The sequence below is a fragment of the Peribacillus sp. R9-11 genome (genome assembly GCF_031345095.1).
Lineage (GTDB): Bacteria > Bacillota > Bacilli > Bacillales > DSM-1321 > Peribacillus > Peribacillus butanolivorans.
Window position 1 is genome coordinate 2,635,824 of record NZ_CP133763.1, and the last position, 21,096, is coordinate 2,656,919.

Annotated in this window: 23 protein-coding genes; 21 read left to right on the top strand and 2 right to left on the bottom strand. The window is 39.6% G+C overall.

Going from position 1 to position 21,096, the window contains the following annotated elements:
• Window positions 1-10: 10 nt before the first annotated feature.
• From RE409_RS12825 to RE409_RS12900, 16 genes are all read left to right on the top strand, one after another.
• Entirely contained in the window at window positions 11-1,057 is a 1,047-nt protein-coding gene (locus RE409_RS12825; protein WP_056519298.1) for a cytochrome d ubiquinol oxidase subunit II, read from the top strand.
• A gap of 28 nt (window positions 1,058-1,085) precedes the next feature.
• Window positions 1,086-1,847, top strand: a complete 762-nt coding sequence (locus RE409_RS12830) for a hypothetical protein (RefSeq protein WP_201224650.1) — start codon at window positions 1,086-1,088, stop codon at window positions 1,845-1,847.
• A 312-nt stretch (window positions 1,848-2,159) separates the two neighbouring features.
• Window positions 2,160-2,771, top strand: coding sequence for a TetR/AcrR family transcriptional regulator (locus RE409_RS12835; RefSeq protein ID WP_201225184.1), 612 nt, complete (start codon window positions 2,160-2,162; stop codon window positions 2,769-2,771).
• 63 nt (window positions 2,772-2,834) lie between these two features.
• Window positions 2,835-3,977 carry an acyl-CoA dehydrogenase gene (locus tag RE409_RS12840; RefSeq protein ID WP_201224648.1) on the top strand — a complete coding sequence of 381 codons (1,143 nt, stop codon included), beginning with the start codon at window positions 2,835-2,837 and terminating at the stop codon, window positions 3,975-3,977.
• Between the two features lie 113 nt (window positions 3,978-4,090).
• A complete protein-coding gene (locus RE409_RS12845) occupies window positions 4,091-5,737 on the top strand; it encodes an AMP-binding protein (RefSeq protein ID WP_242486012.1) in 1,647 nt (548 codons plus the stop codon).
• A gap of 12 nt (window positions 5,738-5,749) precedes the next feature.
• Window positions 5,750-7,099: an acetyl-CoA carboxylase biotin carboxylase subunit gene (locus tag RE409_RS12850; protein WP_201224646.1), complete on the top strand. Its 1,350-nt coding sequence runs from the start codon at window positions 5,750-5,752 to the stop codon at window positions 7,097-7,099.
• Window positions 7,100-7,170: 71 nt separating this feature from the next.
• Window positions 7,171-7,383 (top strand): acetyl-CoA carboxylase biotin carboxyl carrier protein subunit, encoded by a 213-nt coding sequence (locus RE409_RS12855; protein WP_053345955.1) that lies wholly within the window; start codon window positions 7,171-7,173, stop codon window positions 7,381-7,383.
• Between the two features lie 17 nt (window positions 7,384-7,400).
• Window positions 7,401-8,300, top strand: coding sequence for a hydroxymethylglutaryl-CoA lyase (locus tag RE409_RS12860; protein ID WP_309559078.1), 900 nt, complete (start codon window positions 7,401-7,403; stop codon window positions 8,298-8,300).
• 19 nt (window positions 8,301-8,319) lie between these two features.
• Window positions 8,320-9,102, top strand: a complete 783-nt coding sequence (locus RE409_RS12865) for an enoyl-CoA hydratase (RefSeq protein WP_309559079.1) — start codon at window positions 8,320-8,322, stop codon at window positions 9,100-9,102.
• A gap of 23 nt (window positions 9,103-9,125) precedes the next feature.
• A complete protein-coding gene (locus RE409_RS12870) occupies window positions 9,126-10,655 on the top strand; it encodes an acyl-CoA carboxylase subunit beta (protein ID WP_201180667.1) in 1,530 nt (509 codons plus the stop codon).
• A 204-nt stretch (window positions 10,656-10,859) separates the two neighbouring features.
• Window positions 10,860-11,624, top strand: coding sequence for an NUDIX domain-containing protein (locus RE409_RS12875; RefSeq protein WP_201180666.1), 765 nt, complete (start codon window positions 10,860-10,862; stop codon window positions 11,622-11,624).
• 14 nt (window positions 11,625-11,638) lie between these two features.
• Complete coding sequence (locus RE409_RS12880) at window positions 11,639-12,190, top strand: cysteine hydrolase family protein (RefSeq protein WP_309559081.1); 552 nt, start codon at window positions 11,639-11,641, stop codon at window positions 12,188-12,190.
• Between the two features lie 61 nt (window positions 12,191-12,251).
• Entirely contained in the window at window positions 12,252-13,721 is a 1,470-nt protein-coding gene (locus RE409_RS12885) for a nicotinate phosphoribosyltransferase (protein WP_309559082.1), read from the top strand.
• 35 nt (window positions 13,722-13,756) lie between these two features.
• On the top strand, window positions 13,757-14,587 hold the full coding sequence (nadE, locus tag RE409_RS12890) for an NAD(+) synthase (protein ID WP_201180663.1): 831 nt from the start codon (window positions 13,757-13,759) through the stop codon (window positions 14,585-14,587).
• 512 nt (window positions 14,588-15,099) lie between these two features.
• Window positions 15,100-15,255: a hypothetical protein gene (locus RE409_RS12895; protein ID WP_309559083.1), complete on the top strand. Its 156-nt coding sequence runs from the start codon at window positions 15,100-15,102 to the stop codon at window positions 15,253-15,255.
• A gap of 271 nt (window positions 15,256-15,526) precedes the next feature.
• A complete protein-coding gene (locus RE409_RS12900; protein WP_056519337.1) occupies window positions 15,527-15,820 on the top strand; it encodes a hypothetical protein in 294 nt (97 codons plus the stop codon).
• Between the two features lie 182 nt (window positions 15,821-16,002).
• On the opposite strand, the gene RE409_RS12905 is transcribed toward RE409_RS12900, so the two are convergent.
• Window positions 16,003-16,413: a hypothetical protein gene (locus RE409_RS12905; protein ID WP_201224636.1), complete on the bottom strand. Its 411-nt coding sequence runs from the start codon at window positions 16,411-16,413 to the stop codon at window positions 16,003-16,005.
• 642 nt (window positions 16,414-17,055) lie between these two features.
• On the opposite strand from RE409_RS12905, the gene RE409_RS12910 reads away from it, so the two are divergent.
• The 5 genes from RE409_RS12910 (at window position 17,056) to RE409_RS12930 (ending at window position 19,843) form a co-directional block, all read left to right on the top strand.
• The gene (locus RE409_RS12910) at window positions 17,056-17,304 is read left to right on the top strand and encodes a hypothetical protein (RefSeq protein WP_309559084.1); all 249 of its coding nucleotides are present in this window, start codon (window positions 17,056-17,058) and stop codon (window positions 17,302-17,304) included.
• A gap of 362 nt (window positions 17,305-17,666) precedes the next feature.
• Window positions 17,667-18,095 carry a YwqH-like family protein gene (locus tag RE409_RS12915; protein WP_201224632.1) on the top strand — a complete coding sequence of 143 codons (429 nt, stop codon included), beginning with the start codon at window positions 17,667-17,669 and terminating at the stop codon, window positions 18,093-18,095.
• Window positions 18,095-18,385, top strand: a complete 291-nt coding sequence (locus tag RE409_RS12920; protein WP_201180652.1) for a YwqI/YxiC family protein — start codon at window positions 18,095-18,097, stop codon at window positions 18,383-18,385. The genes RE409_RS12915 and RE409_RS12920 overlap by 1 nt, the downstream gene beginning before the upstream one ends.
• Entirely contained in the window at window positions 18,382-19,146 is a 765-nt protein-coding gene (locus RE409_RS12925) for a T7SS effector LXG polymorphic toxin (protein WP_201224630.1), read from the top strand. The genes RE409_RS12920 and RE409_RS12925 overlap by 4 nt, the downstream gene beginning before the upstream one ends.
• Window positions 19,064-19,843 (top strand): pre-toxin TG domain-containing protein, encoded by a 780-nt coding sequence (locus tag RE409_RS12930; protein ID WP_309559271.1) that lies wholly within the window; start codon window positions 19,064-19,066, stop codon window positions 19,841-19,843. Before RE409_RS12925 ends, RE409_RS12930 begins: the two co-directional genes overlap by 83 nt.
• 714 nt (window positions 19,844-20,557) lie before the next feature.
• Here RE409_RS12930 and RE409_RS12935 read toward each other — a convergent pair.
• Window positions 20,558-20,803, bottom strand: coding sequence for a hypothetical protein (locus RE409_RS12935; RefSeq protein ID WP_201224626.1), 246 nt, complete (start codon window positions 20,801-20,803; stop codon window positions 20,558-20,560).
• Window positions 20,804-21,096 lie beyond the last annotated feature (293 nt).

Genomic DNA, 21,096 nt, shown 5'->3' on the forward strand with positions numbered 1-21,096 from the left:
GGGAAAGCCAATGAGTGATGCACTTCTTGCAATAACGCTAGTGTGGGGTTTTATTTTTCTTTATGCAATTATGGCCTCGATGGATTTTGGAGCTGGTTTCTGGGCAATGACTTACATTAAAAAGGAAGAAACGAATGCTACAAAGATAGCAAACAGCTATTTATCTCCTACATGGGAAGTGACTAATACCTTCGTAGTTGGCCTTGTCATTGCCATTTATAGTTTGTTTCCGGGGGCAGTTTTTACCATTGGGGTAGCATTAATTGTTCCCGCCAGTTTAATTTTAGTGCTTCTTTGTATTAGGAGTGCGTTCTTAGTTTTTTCACATAGTGTCGACAAGTATGAAAAAGCATTAACGTATATATCGGGGTTAACTGGATTAATCATTCCCGGGCTATTAATCAGTGTTTTGCCGATTACCCATCTTGGGTTTGTTGAAGGAATGCGAGGAAATGAAGAACTTAATCTTTTCAAGCTTTTCACAAGTCCAAATGAATATGCCTTTATGGGGTTCGGAATTTTGAGCACGCTGTTTTTATCATCGTTACTTCTATCTGATTACTCAAAACAGGCTGATGAAATGAAAGCATATAAAATATACCGGCGGGACGCGATGATAACGGGGCCGCTTATGTTAGTCATGGCTATGATGGTAATGATTACATTAAAAAGTGAAGCGAATTGGCTCTACGAGGGGATGATGAAAAACTCTGCATTATTACTCGTTTCGTTAGTCTTTTTTATCATTAGCGGAGTGGCTCTATATCTTCCTTATTTTTCCAAACGGGAGGTTAAAGGAATGCCGCGAATCGCTGTCATAGCGATTATCATTCAGTATTTGGTCGGCAGCTATGTTTATGGGATTGCTCATTTGCCATATATCATTTATCCGAATGTAACAATCCTCTCAGGTTTTACCGACCCGACGTCATTCCGGGCAGTGTTTGCCACATATATTGTAGGCTTTGCGATTTTAGTTCCAGGTTTCTATTATTTCTGGTCCATCTTTATGAAAGATCAACGTCGAAAATTCAAACGGCGACAAATGACGAATTAGTATATCTTCTAAAAGCGAGGTTATCACTATGAAAAAGTTAGATTTGCTAAAATATGCGGTTTTAGTCATCTCACTCTTTTTAAGTTATCAAGCAGTTGAAGCACATGATAAAAATTTTCAAGTTGATGGGACCTATATTTCGACAAAAAGAGATGTCACAGGTGACCAAAAAATAGATATCATCCAGGTTCAAGGATTGCCGTATGAGAAAGGAAGCAAGTTTCTTAAAAAAATAGAGCTGAGTGTTGAAAGCAACCGCCGTACAATTAGCGTACCTCTAAAAGCAGGGTATAATCCCGACCTCATGCTTGCTGACTTGAATAATGATGGGGTTCAGGATGTTTTAGTCACGGTTTTGATGGAAGGTACTGATCGCTTACTAAATAGTTATGCCTTCACGTTCAAAGATGGAAAAGTTCAGGAATTAGAGGTTCCGCCATCTGTTCCTGTAATGGCTCAATTTCTTGACGGCTACAAAGCGGAAATCATTATTGAAGGGCAAAAGCCTGTGGTGATAGATGTCAGTTCAAGAAAACAAGATTATGAAGAATTAGGTATTTATCAAGATGGAAAGTTGAATGAACCGACCGAGCTTTTGGTTGATCCCTACTCGTCATTGAACCTCAAGACCGTTTTTGGAAAAGGAAAGGGCCTTGTGGGGGTTCAATATGTGAAAGGGGCTGACGAGCGTGATCCGTTGATGGAGATTAAATCAGTATGGACCTACAACGATGGGTGGAAACTTGTAAAGGCCCAGGTTAAACCAATCAAGGTAAAGAAGAAAGAGTAGTTAGTGCACAAGGCTTGAGGCGGAGTGGGATCTTGAAACACTAAAGGAGTTAATTCCACTCAACTTATTCTGAATTCAAACATCTTGTTTGCTATGTATCACCAAGGCATTATTGGCTTGAATAAAATAGGAGACAGCTCTTAAGTATGAGAGCTGTTTTTAGTTTGTAATTAAAAATTGACAAATATAAAATATTTGGTAAAATCTAAATAAATCCAGTTTATGTATAATCATACTATTTATCTTAATATTACTGGATAAAATGTAAGCGGATACAACAGGAGGTGCTGTCTTACGGAGTTAAAAGAAAAAATAATCGAAACATCGCTGGCACTCTTTGAACAGCATGGTTTTCATGGCATCTCCGTTAACGAAATTGTAAAGGAGTGCGGAACAAGCAAAGGTGGTTTTTATCACCATTTTTCTTCTAAAGACGAACTCTTATTTGTCATTCATGATTACTTTATTTCATATGTTTTAACGAAAGCACAGGAAGCCATTTCAGCAAGTACCCACCCAACAGAAAAAATGCAAAAGATTATTCAATCATTTGTTAAAGTTTTTGACCTCTATAAACCACACATCTCAGTTTTCTATCAAGAAAGCATTTACTTAAAACCACCTTATGTAGAAGCAATCAAAAAGAAGCGTCAAATGTATAAAGAAATCATATTTTCCGTAATTCAAGAAGGAATAGACAAGGGTGAATTCCGCAGCGAACTGCCGGTTGAAATCACCGGAATGTCTATTTTAGGCATGGTGAACTGGTCCTATAAATGGTACAAAAGGGACGGGGGAAAAACAATTGAGGAAATTGGAGAAATTTACGTCGATTTAATATTACAGGCATTATTAACAGATAAACAAAAAAAAGACGCAATAACCCAGCCATATTTACTAAAAAATCAGATGGTTGTGGATTAACAATAAAAACGCTTGCATTTCACAGACCAACTAGTCGGTCTCATTAGAAAGGGGAATAAAGAAATGGATTTCTCACTTACAAAAGAACAGCAGATGATTAAGGATATGGTAAGAGATTTCGCTGAAAAAGAAATAAAACCAATTGCGATAGAACTGGATGCAAAGTCCATGTTTGCAGCGGATGTATTCAAAAAAATGGGGAAGCTGGGGCTACTGGGGATTCCATTCCCTGAAGAGTATGGTGGTTCAGGCGGAGACACGATTTCCTATGCTATTGCTGTTGAGGAGATTGGCAAGGCCTGTGGAGGCACTGGTTTAAGCTATGCAGCAGCTGTTTCACTTGGAGCAAGCCCGATTTATTATTTCGGTACCGAGGAACAGAAACAAAAATACCTTATTCCAATCACGACCGGTGAAACATTGGCAGCTTTCGGGTTGACCGAGCCGAATGCGGGCTCTGATGCGGGCGGTACAAGAACGACCGCAGTATTAGAAGGTGATGAATATGTGATAAATGGCGAGAAAACATGGATAACTAATGCAAGTTATTCCAGAACTGTCACCGTAACGGCTGTATCGGGAAAAGACAGTCGAGGCAAGAACATCATCTCTGCATTCATCGTCCCAACGGATACACCGGGAATAACAATTAATAGTAATTATGAAAAAATGGGAGTTCGAGCTTCAAATACATGTGAAATCATTCTTGATAATGTTCGAGTGCCAAAGAAGAACTTATTGGGGGATCCAGAAAAAGGATTCAAACAGTTTTTATTCACTTTAGACGGTGGAAGGATTTCAATTGCCGCGTTGGCGGTCGGTATTGCGCAAGCAGCCTTTGATAAGGCTTTAGCTTTTTCAAAAGAGCGAGTTCAATTCGGTAAATCTATTTCAAATTTTCAAGCAATCCAATTCAAACTTGCTGATATGGCGATGGAGATTGAATTAGCAAGAAATATGGTATATAAAGCAGCGTGGTTAAAAGACAATAAAAAACCTTTTGCGAAAGAAGCGGCGTTCGCTAAGCTTTTTGCAAGTGAGACTGCGTTCCGAACGAGCAATCAAGCCATTCAAATCCATGGCGGGTCTGGATATATGCGGGAATATGAGGTGGAACGCTATTTAAGAGATGCTAAATTACTAGAAATTGGGGAAGGGACATCAGAAATTCAAAGAATCGTAATCGCCAGACAATTGGGCTGTTAATCTTTTTAGAACGCAAATGAACCAAAATGCTTCTGTTCATTTTGGTGAAAGGCAGATTATTTCTATACAGCAAGAAGCGTACATACTTACTTTTACTTATTGGGAGGAGTTTGATGTCTGATTTGCTAGATGTTACTATCGGAAAACTGCTTGAAAAGACAGCTGAAGAATACGGTAATAATGAAGCGGTAGTTTATCACGAACTAGGTCTTCGTTATACGTACAGTGAATTTGAAAAAGTTTGCCGGAAGGCGGCCCGCGGTTTCATGTCACTTGAGATTGAAAAAGGGGAACATATCGCCATATGGGCGTCTAATAAACCGGAATGGCTGATTTCCCAATTTTCAACTGCAAAAATGGGCGGTGTGCTGGTTACGGTCAATACAAATTACCGCACAAGTGAACTCGAATATCTGCTTCATCAATCGGATGCAACGACGATAATCCTGATGGAACAATTTAAGGATCATTCTTATATAGATACGCTTTATGAGATAGTTCCTGAATTGAAAACGGCTAAACCAGGAAAGTTACAATCTGAAAAACTACCAAAATTAAAGAATATCATTATCTTAGGTGAAACGCGTTATCCTGGTACGTTTTCGTGGGAAGACGTCATAAGCGGAAGCGAATCGGTTTCGGAGGAGATGCTGGACATCCGAATGAAGGACCTTGCTCCTGAGGATGTCATTAATATGCAATACACTTCAGGGACGACTGGATTTCCAAAAGGGGTCATGCTGACACATTCGAATTTAGTCAACAATGGGCTAAATATTGCAGCTTGTATGAAGCTTACAAAGAATGATCGGCTTTGTATCCCCGTCCCACTGTTTCATTGTTTCGGCTGTTCCCTTGGTACAATGGCCTCTGTTACTGTTGGAGCCACAATGGTGCCAATCGTAGAATTCAATCCACGTACTGTGCTACAGACAGTGGAAGCTGAAAAATGTACGGGGCTTCACGGGGTGCCGACTATGTTCATTGCTGAATTGAATCTCGATGACTTCGATCAGTATGATTTACGTTCATTACGGACTGGAATAATGGCTGGCTCCACTTGTCCGATAGAAGTTATGAAAAACGTGGTGGATAAGATGGGAATCTCTGAAATCACGATTACCTATGGTCAAACGGAATCGTCCCCAGGAATTACGATGACCCGTACCGATGATCCAATTGAACTTCGTGTATCCTCAGTGGGAAAGGCTCTTCCGAATGTGGAAGTGAAGATCATTGATCCTAATAGCGGAGAAGAAGTCAAGCGGGGCAGACAAGGAGAACTCTGTTCAAGAGGATACCATGTCATGAAGGGGTATTATAATAATCCGGAAGCGACGGAGCAAGCGATTGATTCGGAGGGCTGGCTCCACACAGGAGATTTAGCGGTGATGGACGAAAACGGTTATTGCAAGATTACTGGCCGACTGAAAGATATGATTATACGCGGTGGGGAAAATATATACCCGCGCGAGATAGAAGAATTTCTCTATCAGCATCCTGCTATAGTCGATGTCCAAATCCTTGGTGTTCCCGATCAGAAGTATGGGGAAGAGGTAGCTGCATGGGTCATTTTGAAAGCAGGAGAAACCTTGACGGAGGAAGAATTGAGAGAGTATTGCAAAGGGAAAATATCTTTTCACAAAATTCCTCGATACATTCAATTTACTGATGGATATCCAATGACTGCATCTGGGAAAATTCAAAAGTATAAGCTTCGGGAGCAAACTCTTGAACTATTAACGGAACGTACCAAATAAGGGGGATATCGAATGATTCGAAAAATTCTTATCGCAAACAGAGGAGAAATTGCATCACGTGTAATCCGTACGTGCAAGAATTTGGGAATTAGTACGGTCGCTGTCTATTCCGAGGCAGATTCGGAAGCACCATTTGTAGAATATGCGGATGAGGCCTATTTATTGGGAGGGTCCAGAGTTCAGGAAAGCTATTTAAACGTCAAGAAGATTTTAGAAATAGCTAAAGAGGCCGGTGTAGATGCCATCCATCCAGGATACGGATTTCTAAGTGAAAATGCAGATTTCGCTCGCTCATGTGAAGATGCTGGATTGATTTTCATTGGACCCAAACCTGAAGTTATCCAGCAGATGGGCAATAAAGTTGAAGCGCGAAAAAAGATGGAGCAAGCAGGGCTTCCATTAGTGCCAGGATTCTCACGGCCATTAATTGATAGCGCTGAAGCAGCGGCAGTTGCCGAAAAGATAGGGTATCCAGTTATGCTGAAAGCGTCAGCCGGCGGCGGTGGTATCGGTATGCAGGCAGTTGCAAATGCCGATGAACTGTTAAAAGCATTCGAAGGGAATCAAAAACGTGCTCAATTATTTTTCGGTAATGGAGACATGTTCATTGAAAAATTGATTGAAAAACCCCGTCATATCGAAATTCAAGTATTAGCAGATGGATTTGGAAATGCTGTTTACTTATGGGAACGAGAATGTTCCATTCAAAGGCGCCACCAGAAGGTCGTAGAAGAAGCCCCTTCTTCATTTCTTGATGAAGAAACAAGAAAGCAGATGGGGATAGCCGCTGTAAAAGCGGTGAAGGCTATCGGGTATTGTAATGCGGGTACCCTTGAATTCTTAGTTGATGCCGATAAAAACTTCTATTTTCTAGAAATGAATACACGCCTTCAGGTCGAGCATCCGGTCACTGAGGAAATCACAGGACTTGATCTTGTTGAACAGCAAATTAAAATTGCTTCAGGCAACAAACTCGACTTTACACAAGAAGAGGTGAAAAGGGAGGGGCATTCTATTGAAGTGCGCATTTATGCGGAAGATCCCAAAACCTTTTATCCTGCACCGGGGAAAATTAGCGGTTTGAAACTTCCTGAAGGTGAAGGAATTCGTCATGAACTGGCCGTTCAGAACACATCGGTCGTTTCACATTTTTACGATCCTATGATCGCCAAATTGGTAGTAAGCGGTGGTTCGAGGAATGAAGCCATCGATAGATTAAGAGAAGCATTGAACACCTATAAAATAGATGGAATTAAAACGAACCTTCCTCTACTTAAGGAAATAATCGTCCATGAAGCTTTTTCTAAAGGCGATACAACAACGGACTTTATTGATAAATATATTAAAAAAATTACTGTATAAACTGTTTGTCGGGGATCGGGAGGGAAAACCGATCCGTTACTAAAAACTAAAATTATTTGGAGGAATATGATATGGCAGAATTAAAAGCAAGTATGGCAGGAAGCGTATGGAAAATCGTAGCGGGTGAAGGTCAAAGTGTTACCGATGGACAGGATATCATAATCTTAGAATCCATGAAAATGGAAATCCCCATTGCTGCTGAGGAAGCGGGTACTGTTAAGGAACTTAAAGTTAATGAAGGGGATTTCGTAAATGAGGGCGACGTTTTGGCCGTCATTGAATAAAGAGACGGAGGGGTAAAATGAATTGGCCTGAAAAAGTAACCATTAAAGAAGTGGGTCCGCGTGATGGGCTTCAAAATGAAAAGGTCATTATACCGACGCAAAGAAAAATAGACTGGATCAATCAGCTTTCTGATACTGGCCTTTCCTATATTGAAGCCACTTCTTTTGTACATCCAAAATGGATTCCTCAATTGAGTGATGCTGTGGAGGTAGCCAAAAGTATCAATAGGAATCCAGATATCACCTATGCGGCTCTTGTTCCGAATCAAAGAGGATTGGAGTCGGCCCTAGAAGCGGATATTGATGAAATTTCAGTTTTCATGTCATCAAGTGAGACCCATAATCTAAAGAATATAAATAAAACGATTTCAGATACCTTTCCTGTATTAAAGGAAGTTATCGATTCAGCAGCAAGAAGCAGGAAATCAGTTCGAGGCTATGTTTCAACTGTATTCGGGTGTCCTTATGAAGGCGAGGTTTCAATCGAACAGGTTTTCAAGGTTTGTGATCAGCTGTTTGAATACGGAATCAACGAGCTATCATTAGGAGATACCATCGGTGTCGCATCTCCTAGACAGGTAGCCTTATTCCTTGAACAGGCTGTAAAAAGATACGATATAGACCGAATTGCTCTCCATTTTCATGATACAAGAGGCATGGCTCTCGCTAATGTCCTCAAATCACTAGATTATGGGATTAAAACTTTCGACTCCGCGCTCGGTGGTTTAGGGGGATGCCCATATGCACCAGGTGCGAGCGGGAATGTAGCTACGGATGACCTGATTCATATGCTACATAATATGGGGATTCACACGGGAATCGATCAAGGGAAACTTATAGGTGCAGCGTCTATGATGCAAAGCTTCTTGGAAAAACCATTGCCTAGCCATCAGATGGCTGTCTATAACGCGCAATAAAAAAACATGAGGTGAAACTATGACATCGATAGTAGAGATTAGTCATGAGGAACAGGGAATTGCCATTGTGACCTTAAATCGGCCGGATGCTGCCAATGCGTTATCCACAGAACTACTTCATTGCTTATACGAAGGACTAAATGAATTGAAATTACAGTCTAATCTGCGGACAGTCATAATAACAGGAGCTGGAGAAAAGGCATTTTGTGCTGGTGCAGATCTAAAGGAACGAGCAGGGATGAATGACGAGAAAGTCAGGGAGACATTAAAGCTAATTGGTGACACGATTACAGCGGTTGAAAATCTTCCAGTTCCAGTCATTGCTGCAATTAATGGCTCCGCTTTTGGCGGAGGACTTGAGCTGGCTCTTGCCTGTGACATTCGCATAGCATCTGAAACGGCAAAGATGGGACTGACTGAAACTGCGCTTGGAATAATTCCAGGCGGTGGAGGTACTCAGCGGTTGCCGCGGATTGTCGGAATGGCGACAGCGAAAGAACTGATTTATACGGCAAGGAGACTGGACGCTAAAACGGCACATGCCATGCAAATCATCAGCCATATGTACCCGCCTCAACATCTACTTGAGGAAGCGAAAAAACTGGCTGGAGAAATTGCTGTCAATGCCCCTTTAGCACTAAGAGCGGCAAAAGCTGCCATGAATCAAGGGGCAGATACAGACTTGAAAACTGGATTGCAAATCGAGAAGGACTGCTATCAGACAACACTGCAAACCCGTGACCGACTGGAGGGGCTGTCAGCATTCAAGGAAAAACGCAAACCGGTATTTACGGGTAGTTGATTTCAATTGAAGGAGGAACATAGATGGTAACGACGGATAAACTTACAGAAACGGTAGAAACGATAAAAAAAGGCGGCTTAGAAAAATATCATCAAAAAAATGCTGAAAAAGGGAAGCTTTTCGTACGTGATCGGCTACAGCTTCTATTTGACGAAGGAGTTGAAATCGAGGACGCCTTCTTCGCAAATTGTGCGAGTGATGGGCTGCCTGCAGATGGTGTCGTTACAGGCATCGGCAAAATCAACGGACAGAGGGTCTGTGTCATGGCCAATGATTCGACTGTAAAAGCAGGTTCTTGGGGAGCGAGGACTGTCGAGAAAATCATCCGCATTCAGGAAACCGCTGATAAGTTACAATTGCCACTACTATATTTAGTTGATTCAGCTGGTGCCCGCATAACGGATCAAGTCGAAATGTTTCCTGGACGCCGTGGGGCAGGCCGGATCTTTTACAACCAAGTGAAGCTATCTGGAAAAGTGCCTCAAATCTGTCTATTGTTCGGTCCATCCGCAGCAGGTGGGGCATATATCCCTGCTTTTTGCGATATTGTTGTTATGGTTGATGGAAATGCATCCATGTATTTAGGTTCACCGAGGATGGCCGAAATGGTCATTGGCGAAAAAGTGACCGAAGAGGAAATGGGTGGAGCGAAAATGCATTGTTCCGTTTCAGGATGTGGTGATGTACTCGTTAAATCAGAAGAAGAATCCATTGCCTTTGCTCGCCGATACTTAAGCTATTTTCCAGGAAATTATCAACAAAAGCCGAAAGCTACCAAACCTGAGCTACCTGCTGAATTTGAAAAAACGCTGGAAGAGCTGATTCCAAAAAATCAAAATGCTGCATTTAATATGTATGACCTCATCGACAGGATTATAGACCGTAATTCATTTTGCGAAATCAAAAAATTATTTGCCCCTGAATTGATTACTGGTCTTGCAAGGTTAAATGGCCATACGATTGGAATTATAGCCAACCAGCCGCGTGTCAAAGGGGGGGTTCTGTTCCATGATTCTGCTGATAAGGCCGCCAAGTTCATCAATTTATGTGACGCTTTCCATATCCCACTTTTGTTCCTAGCGGATATTCCAGGATTTATGATTGGAACTAAGGTCGAACAGGCAGGCATTATTCGCCATGGTGCGAAAATGATATCTGCAATGAGCGAAGCCACGGTTCCCAAAATTTCTGTCGTTGTTCGTAAGGCTTATGGTGCCGGATTATACGCGATGGCAGGTCCTGCTTTTGAACCGGATTGCGTTCTCGCCTTACCAACTGCTTTGATTGCTGTTATGGGTGCGGAAGCAGCGGTTAACGCAGTCTATGCTAACAAAATCAGTGCAATGGATGCAGTAGAACGACCTGCTTTCATTGAGCAGAAGCGAAATGAGTATAATGAAGATATTGATATTTACCGCTTAGCCTCAGAGATGATTGTTGATGCTATTATCCAGCCAAATGACCTGCGTGATGAATTGAGCGCTCGGTTTGAAGCATATAGTAGCAAGCAAATGACATTTACTGAGCGTAAACACGGAGTATATCCCGTATAATAAATATAATAAACAGCCCGGTCATGTTGACCGGGCTGTTTATTTTGCAGTACGGAAGAATATGATGAATGATTTTTCTAATAATATGAAAATTTTACTAAGTTAAGTGTTGCAATATTAATCAAGGAAGAGTACTATAATTAGTAATTAATGATTTACTAATTACTACGTTTTCAGTCTTAGTAAAAGAAAGTGAGAGTTGCCATGGTTCAGCAGGAAAAAAAGAAATATATTACTCCAGATGGATACACAGCAGATATTGCGATCTTTACGATTACCACCAAGAAGACGGCCGAGAAAGCCCCGCCTGAAATGTTATTAAAGCTATTATTAATCAAACGTGCTACAAAAGATAGGGAAGGAAGCCCGAATGTTGAAGGTGATAAATGGGCTTTACCCGGTGGCTTTGTGAATGCTGGCGAGACAGCCTATGAGGCAGCCAAACGAGAATTAAAAGAAGAAACAGGTGTGACAGGATTTCATGTGAAGCATTTTGGTGTATATGACCATCCGGGACGTGATCAGAGAGGGTGGATTATCTCTAATGCTTTTTATGCAATTGTTCAGGAAGAATTTCTTCATCAAAGAAAAGCGAATGACGATGCAGCTGAGGTGGAATTGTTCACGATACAGGAAGCTTTAAAATTAGAACTTGCTTTTGATCATTATACAATTATTAATGAAGCGATAAATTTAATGAAAAAAGAAATGGTGCAAACAACGATAGCTCAAAAGTTTTTACCAGAAGAATTTACACTTTCAGAACTCCAACGTGTTTTACTAACAGTTAGGGATGATGCGAAAATCAGTGCAGATTCACTTTTTTTTGCAAAAGCCCCAAAGCTCCCGTTCTTGGAGAAAGTATTGGATGAAAAGGGCTTACAGAAGAAAACTAAACGTAATTCATTTCGGCCTTCACAACTTTACCGATTTAATGCAGAGATTGTCATGGACTCTATTTATTATTAGGAGGAATGAGTGAAATGGGTAAAAAGGCTTTAATCAATATTGATTATACATATGACTTCGTGGCAGACTGCGGTGCATTGACATGTGGAAAGCCTGGACAGGAAATCGAAGATACACTGGTCGGTATAACTAAGGAATTTATCAAGCAAGGGGAATACACGGTATTTGCGATTGATCTTCATGAAGAAGGAGACCGCTTACATCCTGAAACGAAATTGTTTCCACTACATAATATTAGCGGTACAATGGGTAGAGACCTTTATGGTACGTTAAAAGAGGAATATGAAACAAATAAAAATCTAAAGAATGTTTATTATATAGATAAAACACGTTATTCGGCTTTTGTAGGAACGGACCTTGATATCAGACTTAGGGAACGGGGCATTACCGACGTATATTTAGTCGGTGTTTGTACCGATATCTGCATATTACATACTGCAATTGAAGCTTACAATTTAGGCTATAATATCTTTGTTTACGAAAATGCAGTGGCCTCATTCAATAGTGCGGGTCACGAATGGGCACTTACACATTTTAAAGGATCACTTGGAGCAACCATTCTTTAATATCTATTCACGCAACAGAATAGAAGAGAGGCGGCCGCTTCTCTTTTGGGAGGAACTATCCATGGAAAAAAAGTACAACGACGACAGTTACGCACTACACACAGATCTTTACCAAATCAATATGGCTCAAACTTATTGGCAAGACAAAACACATAACCGAAAGGCCGTATTCGAGGTTTTTTTCAGAAAGCTTCCATTTAACAGCGGATATGCAATTTTTGCAGGACTAGAGAAAATTGTTCATTACCTACAGAACTTTTGCTTTTCAGAAAGTGATATCAACTATTTAAAATCGGAATTACATTACGATGATGAATTTTTGGATTATTTGCAGAACGTCCGTTTTACTGGAACGATTCGTTGCATGAAAGAGGGCGAGCTTGTTTTTGGCAACGAACCGATTTTACGTGTAGAGGCACCTCTTGGTGAAGCGCAACTCATAGAAACAGCGCTGTTGAACATTGTGAACTATCACACACTCGTTGCGACAAAGGCTTCGCGTATCAAACAAGTAATTGGCGATGAATCTGCACTTGAATTCGGCTCAAGACGAGCACAAGAAATGGATGCCGCAATATGGGGAGCACGCGCTGCCTACATTGCAGGCTTTGACTCTACAAGCAATGTCCGTGCAGGTAAGCTGTTCGGTATTCCGGTTTCAGGGACACATGCTCATTCCATGATTCAGGCCTATAAAGACGAATATACGGCATTTCATAAATATGCAAGCTCTCATAAAGATTGTGTATTTTTGGTGGATACTTATGATACGCTACGTTCCGGCATCCCGAATGCAATCCGTGTCGCCAAAGAACTGGGCGATAAAATTAATTTCATTGGCGTCCGTCTTGATAGCGGCGATTTGGCTTATCTGTCAAAAGAAGCACGCCGTATGCTAGATACTGCAGGTTTCCATGATGCGAAGATTGTCGCTTCAAATGATTTGGATGAATATACGATTATCAACCTGAAGCAACAAGGAGCAAGAATCGATATTTGGGGAATCGGGACCAAATTAATTACGGCTTATGACCAGCCTGCATTAGGTGCCGTTTATAAGATGGTTTCAATTGAGGACGAAAATGGGAATATGAGAGATACCATCAAAATTTCTTCTAACCCTGAAAAGGTAACGACACCTGGCCTAAAACGAGTATACAGAATCATTAATAAAGTCAACCACCATGCAGAAGGCGACTACTTGGCTATGGAATATGAAAAGCCTCAGGAACAGGAAAAATTAAAAATGTTCCATCCTGTCCATACTTTCCTAAGTAAATTTGTCACTGATTTCGATGCGGTGGACCTGCATGAGGATATTTTTATGGACGGAAGTTTAATCTATGAATTACCATCCATTGATGAAATCAAGACCTTTACGGAAAAAAATCTTCAAGTATTATGGCCAGAGTACTTACGTGCACTCAATCCTGAAGAATATCCGGTCGACTTAAGCCAGGACTGTTGGGATAATAAAATGAGAAATATAGATGAAGTAAAAGCCAATGTTGAGAGAATGTTTACGAAATAACGAGTCTATTTTATAAGGAAAGAGGGGCTATGCCAATGCGTCCATTACAAAATGAAATCGTAAAAAAATTACTTGTCCAACCAAAGATTAATCCTGAAGCTGAATTCAGAAAAAGTGTCGATCTTCTAAAAGATTATATGAAGAAAAACGCTTTTCTAAAAAGCTTTGTACTGGGTATTTCTGGAGGTCAAGATTCAACGCTAGGCGGCTATATTGCACAAACTGCTGTCAATGAATTGAATCATGAAACGAACAGCAAAGAATATAAATTTGTTGCTGTGAGCCTTCCATACGGTGTACAGGCTGATGAAGATGACAGACAATTGGCTTTGAAATTCATTAAGCCAAGTCAAACGGTAACAGTTAATATTAAGGAAGCAGTGGATGCATCGGTAAAGGCTGTGGAAGACGCTACGGGTGAAAAACTATCCCATTTCTTAAGAGGAAATGTCAAAGCACGTGAGCGGATGAAGGTGCAATACGATTTAGCCGGACTATATAAAGGTGTCGTGCTTGGTACAGACCATGCAGCGGAAGCAATCACCGGTTTCTTTACAAAACATGGTGACGGGGCAGCGGATATCATCCCGTTATATCGTTTGAATAAAAGGCAAGGAAAAGAAATTCTGAAATTCGTCGGAGCACCTGAGCGTCTATATACGAAAATTCCAACTGCAGATCTAGAAGATGACAAACCTCTGATTCCTGATGAAGTGGCTTTAGGAGTGAGTTATGATGAAATCGATGATTACCTTGAAGGTAAGGAGATAAGAACGGAAGCGGCCGAAATCATCGAAGGCTGGTATACAAAAACCGAACATAAACGGAATGAAGCCATTAACGTGTACGATACTTGGTGGAAATGAAGGAATAATGGAGAAGCTTAGTTAAGATAGGACTTCAGCATGTAATTGAATGATAAACGCCAATCACTGTTGAAAATGCAGGATTACGATTCTATTATTAGAGCCCATATTACTAGAAGATGCAGTAGAATACTATGGTTATGGGGAAGCAAACCAATCATGAGATTTTCAAATATTCCCATTTTGGGCCAAACCCAGCAGTAAAAAATGGAACCTTTCCTAAAGTGAAAGGTTCCATTCAGACTGTAGACAAACTCGATGAAAATCGAGTTTGTCTACAGTTTTTTTGAGGGGTTGTAAAAATTCGAACGTTGATTGGAACGTAGGACACTCGCTTTCCGCGGGCGGTCAGGGAGCCTCCTCGGCGCCTTTGCGCCTGTGGGGTCTCCCTTGGACACGCTTTTCCCGCAGGAGTCTCGCTCCTTCCGTTCCAATCAACTTTGTTTTAACAATTAGAAATAAACACTTTTTCCTACAGTCTTTTTTGTTTTAATATAGGAGTATTAAAACTTGTGGTGATGACGATTCCTCTGGAACAAAACCCTTACAGTCTTTCTAGTTCTACTATTATTTCTATTAACGCAGAAACTGAAAACCAGTCAGCCGTCACAGAAGAGATTTCAACAACCATGATAGATATCAAATCTTATGCCAGCCAACTGGCCTAAGTGGCACAGAGAATGCTAAAGGGAGAATAATATGAACAATAAAATCATCGCACACTTTGAGAGGTATGCGGTGATTTTTTTAGTTGTAGACTATAATTCCATTTATAGGAAGACTATTTAATATAAAGGGATTCTCCATATACAGGTACCAGACCGCTTTTTGCATCGGAAAATGGTAAACAAAGTATTTGTATATTTAGATATCTTGAAGTAGAGTATATTTAATATATATAATTTTAAATGGTTTTCCGATGGAGGTTCTTTTTACGATATGAAGGCAAGATATGAACTCGAAAACATGAACTTAACACTTAGCAATGTTACTTTACGCAATGCAGCTGACAGTTATGTTCTTTTGAAAGCGGCAGATGATAATAATAATGAAATAACGATTAAGCTTTCACACGGTCAAGCAGAATTTCTAGAAGCGGAATTAAGAGAAGTAAACCGCCGTCGTAAGGAAAATAGCTCTGAAATATCTGGACATAATCAGGAAAGTTTAAATGACGACGATTCTTTCAATCTGTTTAGCATTGATTTATTTAATGAAAATGAATCAAAGTAAATCTGAAATTCTAAGATTGTAAAATCTATTACTCCACATAATGCCAGCTTCTCTGTAACTACTCCCTTTTTCCATTCTAAGATATGCTACAGAGAAAGTTCTCATTATAACCTCTTATATAACTCCAAAGCTAAATTCCGATAAACTAGCGTAAGTAATGTTAAGAGCAAGGTGATCTCTTGTTACCTTTTTTTTGATTGTTTGAAGAATTTTTTTATCAATAAATACAGTGAGGAAATTGCAGCAAAAACTAAGAAAAATACGATGAAGCCCCAGAGGCCTACTGCAGCATCTTGAAATTCCATATTTCCTCTACTAGTTAGAGCTTGTTGTATTTCAATTGCAAATACTAAGACAACCATGACAGTAAAGGTATATAGGAAAGAAAGAATGGTAATCCCAAAACGCATCCGGGATATTAAATTAGATAAAAATAACACAAACAAAAATATAATAATTCCTATAATCCCCATTATCCAAAAATGTAGATCTTTGTCCGTTGCATTTGAATTTAGAGTGTCGCTTACAAATAATAGTATAAAATCATGAATATTGTTTACGATTTCCGCTAATATCTGGATGAAGTCTTTCATGAATAACACCTCCAATCCCTAAATTATAGCAGGTTATAATTTTATATAGAAGGGATAAGTTATTAGGTTTATTCTGCATCATTTTACATAGATGTCATAGAAAATATAGCTAGTATGATTGAGAAGGAAGGATAGTTGAAATGAATGCAATCGTTTAACGATTAAGCTAAGACACTCATTAATATCGAGTGTGTTTTTTGTTTTTCAGTTATTTTTAGCTCAGCACAATGGTTGATCTTTTTTAGGGCAAAACTAGGAAACATTTAAAGAAGAATTAAATGCATGGTATGAATGAAAATGGAGTAATTCGGAAAAGAAGAAGACCTTATCCGTAAAACTTAAGCAAGGATGCAATGGCAGCTAAATAAAGGTATAGTTAATATATGAAGTCTAGCCGGTGGCTATACAACATTCGATACATAGAAAAGATAAAGATCAAGTAGAAAATGAAAGTAACAATTTTAGCCTTGATTGTATTGATTGGCTTTTTTATTTATAAGTTGTTTAAAATAACAAAGAGCTAAATTAGTGATTACGAGCCTAATTATGTTCTAGTAACAACAGGTATATTGGATTATTATTATAAGTTAGATTTTTAACAATACGTAAAGGCTATTTGATTTATCTGGTGGAGGAAAAAGTATGCAAAAAGAAAATAATCACATGTTAACAATAATTGATTTTATGAAAACTGGTCACAAAACTTACTTTGTGAAAATAGTAGGTTTTGATGCTGATGCTGAAAGGGAATTTGAAGGTGAAATCAAATTTGTCCAGAATATGCCTTTTGGAGATTTGATTCACCCTCAAAGATCACATTTATCTTCTACTTGCAGAGAATTTGTTCGTGAAAATTTGATAAACAGATATGATTCTGGTGAATTTAACTGAATTTAGGAAACCATGAGTTCTATTTGAATGAATATCTCCTTGTTTGTTCATAGTTTACCTAGCTTTTCAATATGTCTGATAATAAATTTAAGACATCATATTCTAAGATAATTTTGTGTTTCAGTAGAGGGTCCATCTTTCCATTCCTTAGTAGATGAAGTGTTTTTTTGTTGTTTAATTTTGGTAAAAAACAGGGTATAAAGAATTTGTTGTACTTAATTATAATTATGTCAATTTTCTCTGTTTACAGACAAAATAGCATATTATTCCCTATTTAACTCTCAGACTTTAATCCTTATAATAGAAAATATGAAAAAAATGACAGTTATAATAGAAATATACTATTTTTGAGGTGAGTCTTTATGGTATATGCAGACATATTGAGTAACATGCACTCTGCTATCTCCAGTAAAATAGCTAGTTTAGACGAAAAAATTGAACGTTTAGTGAATGCGAAAGACGGTATTATAAAAGAACAAAGTATGTGTCTTAACGAGATTAGAAATATTAAAAATCCGGAGATGGGTAGTAGTTGGACAGGAAGCCGCTCAGATGATTTCCAGGAAGCCCGTGGTGATGCTTATAATTTGATGTATAGCATCATCCATGACGACTATGACGACTATCAATGGAAAATTGAAGCGATGATTACAAAGCTAAATGCCGAGAAAACTCTTATGAATATAGCTGGAAATATAGCCCAAGAAGCCGATCACCTTTTAGACAAAGGTGAGGAGGCACTTGGGCAGCTGGAAAGTAAAATATCAGATTTAAAAAGGCGGTTGATTTAATGGCGACAATCAAACTGAATCATCCTGCAGTAACAAAGCAAGTTAATCAGGTAAAGACTGCTCTTGGTACAGTAACGCTTGGAAATCTGCCGGCCGACGAGCTTGGGAAAAATAAGCTTGAATTTACCTCAAAGTGGATCGACCGTGAAGCAAACCTCGAAAAAGTATTTGAGCGATATATCAAAATCGTTCAAAAAAATGTGGAAGATACCCAGGCGAACATTGATCTATTGAAAGAACAGGACGATGCCATCACCCATTCGTCTTCAAATGGGTATCAGCCGCGATGAAAATATATGAAGCCAAGACATTGACGGCCGCAACCAAGTCGCGTGCCAAGCAATATGAAGAACTAAAGAAGGAAGTCGTTGCCCTAAAAAAGGAATTTCAGGGTATCGTCAGCCTGGATCACGAGTTTCAAGGCGCCGGGGCCGCGGCCATCAAAAGCTTCTATGAAGCACAAATCGATGTGGCGGACGCCTGGATCGAATTATTCACTACCCAGATCAGTTTTTTGGAAGGTATTCCTGCCAGTCTGGAAGAAGCGGACCTTTCCGGAGATACGGTGGTCGAGGTTCCCTTTTTAGATGGCGAAGTTTCGAATGGCATTAATCAAGCGAAGTCGCTTGTCGATGAACAAGCGAGTGATCTTCAAAGGTTCCTGAACAGCATTGACGATATCCTTCCTCTTCATATGTTCGACCAAAAAGACTTTAATGAAAAAATCACGCTGGCCGGACAAAGACTGGATGACACCATGACAAAGGTCGAAAATGTCGACCGGCAATTGGTGGAGGAATATGATGTCTCCGTCGGGCAGGAAAACGTGGCTGTTGGCCTTTTCCGTGCCTTGCTTGATGCCACGAAACAGGATGGCAACGTTTCGCCGATGACTTTTAACCAATCGGCCTTTAAGAATAGTGACGTCTATCAAGTGAAGGATGAAGTCGCCGGTCAGATGAAAGACTATCAGACCTTCAAAAAGCAACAAGCGGAAGCCAAGGAAATCGAACGCGAAATGGGAAGAACTCGAAAACCGCCCATGGTATGAAAAGGCCTGGGATACGATAAATACCTTTACATGGGAATTCACGGGATATTATCATTCAATCAGGGCATCAACCGGAGTCGAACCAGTAACGGGCCGCAAGTTGTCCGAAGCCGAACGAATCGCCGCCGGAGCTATGGCCGCCGCTGGATTTATCCCTGTAGTCGGCTGGGGCCGGGCCATCAAAGGCGGCAGCGCCATCTACAAAACGGCCAAAGGACTCAACGCGGGGAATCATGCACTCGCTGTCTATAAAACGACAAAAGGCTGTAGCCTCCTCCAGAAAACCGAATACGGCCTGTACGTGCTCACCGCAGCCAACGGACTAGCCGAAGCGGTCACAGGTATAGACATGTTTGGAAACCATCTAACCGAAGAACAGCGCCAGAACGGGCTGATGATAGCCCTTGGAATTGGCGGTGTGGCAGATGCTGCGAAGGTCGCTGATAAAGTAGCAAGTGGTACAAAGTTCATCCCTTACAGTAAGGAATTTGCGCAAAAGCTGGTTCAGAAGGTCCAAGCCTTTGGCACGGAAATCGGCAAAGAGAAATTGCCTCTTCGTATTAGGGTCGAGGAATTAGCTACTGCGTATGGAAACAGCTACAAGAATGTCACTTTTGATAATATGAAGATTAAGGATTTCGTACAGAAGTTTGCAGTCAAGAGTGATTGTGTTAAGGGTACGGGTACGGGTATGTAATACCATGTCCAAAGAATCTCAGAAATAGAAGTCAAGTTCAAGAAAAATCCTAAACACGATGCAGAAGAATTCGAAAGTCAGTTAAAACCAAGAAAAAGGGTTGTATGTTTCAATAAGTCTTTAAAACCAAATTATTTATGAGTGTTTTTCTGTACTTGTCCACACCTTCTTTTTGTCTATGCATATACAATATTAAGGAGGGTGTTAGGATGAATTGTTTTATAGAAAAATGCTTTGAGAATAATGATCCAAGTACAGTTTGGGTTCCTAAAAAGCGTTGCAAATGTAAGAACAGGCATCGTTTTTATTAATCACTTAAAAGTAAGAAGCAACCGTTTTAGAAGGTTTTTTACAGTTTAGAAGCAAATACGTAATAAAAAGCCTGATGATAGTGCGTGTATACCGATTAATAGTAATATTTTTTAGGGGCAGTCCTAGAGACTGCCCTTTTATATGATAAAAATCTAAATGGGAATAATATGTATAGTAATAGGCAAGAAAAGGATTGAACAGGAGTTATTTGCTGGATGTATGGAGGAACTGTGGGGATATTTTAAAATAAAAGTGATAAACATATTGATTAGTCTTTAACTACCAGGCTCCAAATAGTCATATTATGACTTAATGTCATGGAAAGTGAAAATTTGATAAAAGTGATGTGTGTAATAATAGAAAAAGCACTAAACCTTAATGGTAAGTGTTTTTTACATGGAACTATTCTTTCTTTAAAATTTGTCTGCTTTGTAAGATAATCTCTTTATTTTTATTGATTGCTTCAACATTGTTAAACTTAACATGGTCATTAATTAATTCGTTATCTTCCATATATTCAAGTAATAATTCGACAGACTTATCCAACAACCTTTCCAGTTGGATATTCCTTTCTTCGGCTAAACGAGTGAGTCGCATGTTTAAATGAGAAGCCAGAGTTACATCTATTGGATCTCTATCTCCGCTCAAATGTATTCCTCCTTCAGCTGTATTACTTCTATTATATGATGGAAAGGATTGGATGGCAAAATTATTATATGTTTTTGTGAACTGATTGCAACAACTTGGCTTTCACATTTGGGCTAGGTTAATAACTTCTTTTTTATGATATATACTACCTTTTAATAAACAGTGAGAACAAACTGTACGGTATTTAAAAAATAATAAGTAACAAAATACGAGTCGCCTCTTAATTAGGGGTGGCTTTTTATTATGCAAAGAGCAGTTAGGTGTACAAGCATTTGTGATTAAATTGCATAAAA